Source organism: Phycisphaerae bacterium (assembly GCA_035384605.1).
In the GTDB taxonomy this organism is placed as follows: Bacteria; Planctomycetota; Phycisphaerae; order UBA1845; family PWPN01; genus JAUCQB01.
Genome location: DAOOIV010000190.1, coordinates 1 through 5,541 on the forward strand (window position 1 = coordinate 1; position 5,541 = coordinate 5,541).

Sequence of the window (5,541 nt, forward strand, 5' to 3'; positions counted from 1 at the left end):
CACCGCATCATCAAACCGGCGGATTTACAGCATGTTCAGACCGGCGCCGACACGGCCCGCATGGTACCAAACGTTCGTTGCGATTACCATCGTCGGCGTGACGCCGATATTGCGAACCTGCAAGGAGTATGACGTATGGAGCGTGCTTTGCGGTCTTTCTGTGTTTTTTGGATGCTGTTCAATGGAATTGAGGCGTTCGGGCAGCCGGCGACCCAGCCGGTACCCGCCACGCGGCCTGCTGCCGCGATCCTGCACCAGCCGGACATGCCGGTTCAAGGAACAGCCTCGTCGCCCGAGACGATCGCGGCCATCCTGCGGCGGGCCGGTCTCCAGACGCGACTGATCTCCGCCAAGGAGATGGCAGACCAGAGCATTCTCAATCCAACAGCTTTCGACATCCTCGTCCTGCCGACCGGCGAGAGCTTCCCTGTTGAGGCCCGAGACAATGTCATCAAGTTTCTCCACGACGATGGCAATCTGATCACCATGGGAGGATACGCCTTCAATCATCTGCTTCGATTCGAGAACGGACAGTGGCGAAGCGAAGAGGATGTCTGCAGAACTCGCCTGGAGCAGACCACGCGCAAGGATCGGTCCCTCATCGCTAACGGCGACATGGAACGCGTGCAAGAACTGGCGGAGCCCGGCCGTGCGTCCGCCGGGCAGTGGACTCGCACCTCGCCCAACTGCCTGATCGTACGCGAGTCACCATATGAAGGTCAGTGGTGTGCCAAGGCGGTCGTGCGGCCGGGGGACGCCGACAAGGGACCGACGTTCTGGCAGGAAGTGCCATGCAAACCCGGCACCATGTACCAGGTCTCCGGCTGGCTTCGCTCGGAAAGGGTCATCGAGACGGGCATGGCTTACATCGCCCTGTATCAGCACGATGGCCAGGGCACGTTGGTGACCTTCAACGACTTTGCCGTGGCTCGCGGTACCACCAACTGGACACATCACAAGCTGAATGTCACCACCGGGCCCAATGTGGGGCGACTGGTGGTCAAGTTCGGCCTTTACCAGACACACGGCGCCGCCTGGTTCGATGACATCCGCCTGTCAGACATCACCGGAGGCCGAGTTCGTCCGATGAACACCTCCACCGGCAAGCCGATGGACGGGTTGGTCGTGGCACCTGAACAGATCGGTATGTTCGATCCCTCGTATCCGCTCAAACGCGCCGTCGGAATCCGCACAGCCGCTGGGCAGCGATTCTTTGCCAGTGAGATCGGTGTGTCTCAGCCGTTGACCGGCTGGGCGGCCTCGGGAGTGATCGGCAGCAACAACGCCCGCTGGATTCCGCTTTTCGAGACCGTTGACCGCTATGGCCGTCATCGCGGAGCCGCTGGAGCAATGCTGGTCCACTACAACGGCCACTATGCGGGTTCATGCTGGGCCTATTTCGGCGTCGACAATGTCAATCTGTTCGCCGAAACGCACGGGGCGATGGCCCAAGGTCTGGCAAATGTGGCGCGATTCATGACAGCCAAGACCTTCCTGCGAAACCTCAAGACCGACCATCGATTCTACAAGCCCGGCGAACAGGCGACGGCTTCGGTCGCCATCGACAACCGTGGCCGGTCGGCAAGCCGGGTCAAGATCACCATCACCGCTTCCGGCGCGGAAGGCGATCCTCACGAACCGGACGGCGCGCCGCCCCTTCGCCAGGAATACGTCGTGACGATCCCCGCGGGCAAGGCCGAGGAAATCGCCGCCCAAATCACGATCCCCGAGACCCCGCAGAACCTGTATGAGGTCAGAGCGATCCTCGAACCGCCCAGGGGCACCCCGGACAGTGCCATCATCGACGAAATGACCACAGGTTTCGTGGTCGACAGTGCTGCCGCCATCAAGGCCGGCCCCGAACTGCGTTTCAGGGACAACTACTTCACGCTGAACGGCCGGCCGATGTTCCTCTTCGGCACGGACGCTTATTCTTACGCCTACAAGTCGTCATACAGCAATCCGCTGACTTGGGCAACGGATATGCAGGCCTGCGTGGACATCGGCCTGAATCTCTACGAAAACCTGAACCACGTCCGTCCGAACTGGGAGATGACCGAGGATGATTGGCGAGACTTTCGCGCCATGGGGCAGTTGTCGCAGCGTCAAGGCCTGGTGTACATGCCCGGCATGCTCATCGGGCACAATGTTGCGGTCGGCGATGAGATGCTGGCCAGGCAGATCGCTTTGTGCGCCCAGTATGCCGAGCGATTCAGGGATCTGCCGGGGCTTCTGTACTACATCAACGGCGATTATCAGATGATGCTCGGCCAACATCCGAAGGAGGTCGAGATCCTCTGGAACCGCTGGCTCAAGGATCGTTACGAGACAACGGACAAGCTGCGCGCGGCATGGGCGCCGACGCCGGTCAACGCAGAGCTGGGCAGTCTGGCTTTCTGGCCACCGGACGGCGGAAAATGGAACGACACGGCCATCGTCGACCGCATGAGGTTTCAGAACTGGCTCACCCGGCGTTGGAACGAGTCGCACGTCGCGGCGATCCGCAAACACGACAACGGCCACCCGATCACTTCGGAGTACTATCAGATCCCCTTTGCCGGGATGGACCTCATTCAGACCATCGACGGGCAGGATGTCAGCAACTTCGGCTTCTTCAGCACGCCGGGCAAGGACATCGACATTCTGCCGCTCAAGATCCGGTTCAACGACCTGCGGGTTCGCGGTAAGGGAGTCGCCCTGGGCGAGTACGGCGTCAAGACGCACCCGGCCTGGACCGTTGAGAATGGGGCAACCGACTACCACATCGTTCGCAGCGAAGAAGAGCAGATTCGACTGTTCATGGCCGTCGCACACTACGCACTGGGCATGGGAGCCGGCAAGGTTCAGAACTGGTGCCTGCAGGATGCGCAGGATTCCGTTTTCCCTTGGGGGTTGTTCTATCCGAATCGGCTTATCCCGAAGGACGTTGCGTACGTGCATCGCAATCAGTCGCTCATCTGGCGGCATTTCGCGCCGCGTTACGTTCCATCCAGGCTGACGGTGTGCATCCCGAACAACCTGCGGCTGGGCAACTTCGAGGCCATCGGCCGGGATGTGGCCGACCGCACCTTCGAAACCCTGCTCGGCCTGCATTACGATTTCAACGTCATCGACGACCATCACCTTGCGGACGTGCCGGACGATACGAAGGCCATCATATACCCGTCGCCCTTTTCTCTTGGTGACGAGACGTACCAGCAGCTTCTGACGCTTGCGAGAAGAGGCGTGCATATCCTGGTCACCGGCGACATCTCATACGACGAGAACCGCAAGCGGACTCGGACGCAGCGTCTGAAGGAGCTGGCCGGCGTTGAGTTCGTTGGTGAGGAGTATCCGAACATCGAACGGCCGATGGAAGCGAGCATGGATACCACGTCCACGAAGCCGAACGACTTGGCCGACGCCCTGTACCCGTGCATTCGGGTGCGGCCGTCTGCAGCACAGGTCCTCCAGGCTCGCGCGGACGGCACCCCCCTGCTGGTTCGCCACAACGACGTCTTCTTGTGCCTCGATCCGCTCGAACTGGGCGGTGACGCCGCTGCCGCCGAGCCCCGTCGCCACGTCTACTCCCTGTTTCTGGAGACGACGAGCGCAAAACCTTTGCCCATCGAGCCGAACGAACCGTGGTTGCACGTCATGGCCCAACCCACTGCCAAAGGCACGGTCCACGTGGTTTACAATCGTCGAACAGACCCGGGACATCAGGAAGTGACCGTCCACACGGCCGCGGGCCACGTGAGACTGAACACGAAGAATGGATGGCCGGCACTGGCGGCCGTCACAGATGAGGGTAAGGTCGTGGCGGTTAACGCATTCGGCGAGGCTTCGATCGGCGATGAGCCGTTGCTGCGCGGTATGGGCATGAAGGCCTTGTTGTCGCTCGACGGCCAGGACCTGCGGCAGTCTCAGGCGATCCTGGTTACGCCGTTCCAGCCAGGCACTCTCATGATGTCGTCTTCAACCACGGCGGATGACACGGCGAGCGTTCATGTGCTGGATTTCTCGGGCGGTCAATGGAGGGAACACGAGAACCTGTCGATCGACTCTCGCAATGCGATGGTTGAGATCGACTCGGACAGGGCGACATGCGTGCTGGTGCTGGATCGCGGGTCGGACGGCCGATGGCGGGAGCACCTGACGCAGGCTATGCTGAGACCTGCATCAATCGACGGTTATTGACGGCCGGAGCACCATGTCCGTGCAGGAGGCAAATCATGAGGATTCACCGCATGCACCGTTCCACTGTAGCCGTGCTGGCCATGCTGGCCAATCTGATCTGCCCGCAGCCATCTCTTGCGGCCGAGCCTTTCGACTACTTCTCCAACTCATGGAGCGTCATCGGTCTGAAAGACTACAAAGACGGCACGCGGATCACTCCTGACAACCGGCTTCTGCTGTCCGACGGTTGCGAGTTGCGGATCCGGATCGGTCAAGGCAAGCATCGGCTCAGCCGGGAACAGACCAAGACGCTCATGGATGGGTGGCTGCCGGTCGTGCAGCTCACCGCCCAAGATGAAAGCATCCGCTATGACATGACGATGTGGGCCACCCCCCTGCCGACGGTCAAGGACTGGCAGAAGGCGTTCGACTGGCCAACCGACGGCGACAACTACCTTAACTGGATCACAGTCAAAGCCGCCAACACGGGTCAATCGACGGCAACCGCGGATCTCGATGCGGTGATCGTGCAACCCCACAGCGGCCAGATCACGTCCATGGGCAAGCTGTCGCGAGATCTCAAAGCCGGCGAGACGGCCGAGATGGTGCTGCGGGTGCCCTTCGAGTCGCTCGATACAACCATTGCGGTTGACTTTGAGAAGGAAGACCCCGCCGTGTGGCTCGAGAGAACAGTCAAGTACTGGCGAGACTTGGTCCTCAGCGCCGGCCGAATCACGGTCCCGTGCGAAAAGAGCACGCAGGCTCTGCTGGCCGCTCACGTGTGTCAGCTCATCGCCAACGACCACGGCCAGCTTCGCGGCGGCGAGGGGTTTTACGACGAGTTCTACATCCGCGACGGGGCCTACCAGGTGATGGAACTGGAGGAGGCCGGTCTGGACGATCCGGCGGCCAAGGCCATCCGGCACTATCTTGCCACCCAGCGGCCGGACGGACGTTTCGAGACCCAGAAGGGCCAATTCGATGCCAACGGGCAGGCAGTGTGGGCCCTGTGGCAGTACTACAAGATCACCGGCGATCCGGCATGGTTGGCGGAGGTCTACCCGCAGATGAAGCGGGCGGTCGACTGGACCATGCAGGCCCGGCGTCAGGCAACGGCCGACTCGCCTTTCGCGGGCGTCTTGCCTGCGGCCGTGGCGGACGGCGAGTATCTCTGGGACGGCAAACACCACATCGTCGGCTACGACTTCTGGAACCTGCGAGGCATGATCTGCACGGCCGACGCCGCCGGGATCCTCGGCAAGACCGGCGACCAGGACGCCCTGCTTACGGAGATCAAGGATTATCGCTCGGCCATCGATGCGGCATGGAAAAGAACAGGACTCGATCACTTTCCGCCGAGTTGGGAGAAGGCCGGAACCCACC

2 protein-coding genes are annotated in these 5,541 nt (G+C 61.4%); both read left to right on the top strand.

Annotation, left to right across the window (positions count from 1 at the left end; all coding sequences use genetic code 11):
• The first annotated feature begins 135 nt into the window (after positions 1 to 135).
• Entirely contained in the window at positions 136 to 4,179 is a 4,044-nt protein-coding gene (locus tag PLL20_21440; protein ID HPD32563.1) for a beta-galactosidase, read from the top strand.
• A gap of 35 nt (positions 4,180 to 4,214) precedes the next feature.
• Positions 4,215 to 5,541: hypothetical protein (locus tag PLL20_21445; protein HPD32564.1), on the top strand; the 1,327-nt coding region annotated here is incomplete at its 3' end.